The 649-nt window shown below is 31.1% G+C and carries 2 protein-coding genes; one reads left to right on the top strand and one right to left on the bottom strand.

The features are described 5' to 3' along the window. Positions 1-290: hypothetical protein (locus AC1DRQ_RS32030; protein WP_477430276.1), on the top strand; the 290-nt coding region annotated here is incomplete at its 5' end. On the opposite strand, the gene AC1DRQ_RS32025 is transcribed toward AC1DRQ_RS32030, so the two are convergent. Further along, complete coding sequence (locus AC1DRQ_RS32025) at positions 291-578, bottom strand: hypothetical protein (RefSeq protein ID WP_477430274.1); 288 nt, start codon at positions 576-578, stop codon at positions 291-293. Positions 579-649 lie beyond the last annotated feature (71 nt).

Raw genomic sequence — 649 nt, 5'->3', positions numbered from 1 at the left:
ATGTTATAGGTTGGGAGTTCACTTCTAAATCTAAAGGCCCTATGATTTATAAATTGGTTACTGCTGTTGAAAAGGGTGAATTACAGTTTTTAGAAGAAGTAAGTGATGAACTCAAAGTGTTTGAAATGAAATATAGCGACAAATCTAATGTTGTGAAATTTCAAGCCCAATCAGGTTTTCACGATGATGCTGTTGCAGCATTGGGTATGGCGAACTTACATTTACAGAGAGTTGTACCTAATAATAACTTTATGGCCGGGTTCGGATTTAGTAGCAGCAGTCATAGGTAATTATATAAAGATTTCTTTTTCTTTAAGTCTATTAGTAAAGCCAGTATAAACCTCTCTCATTAGAATATGATTATCCATATTAGAAATGTCAGCTATTATTTCATCATTAATAACTCCTACACTCCATAAACATCTTTCAATTCTCTGAGTGGCTTTATCCATAATTATAACATCACCCGAATAAGGAGCAGTTTGTAAAAAACTGAAGTTATAAAAGTCACTTGTAATTGATGTTGTTAATAGTTCACTTACAAAGTTGTCCTTAATTTCATCTAATGTTAGTTCCATATTTTTCTTTTGAATCAAAGATAATTTCCTCAATTAAGTATTTAGCAATTAAGTTGCTAACAATAAATAGC

This window comes from Mucilaginibacter sp. P4_E8, from assembly GCF_056401495.1.
This window is presented reverse-complemented; position numbering and strand designations above follow the sequence as displayed.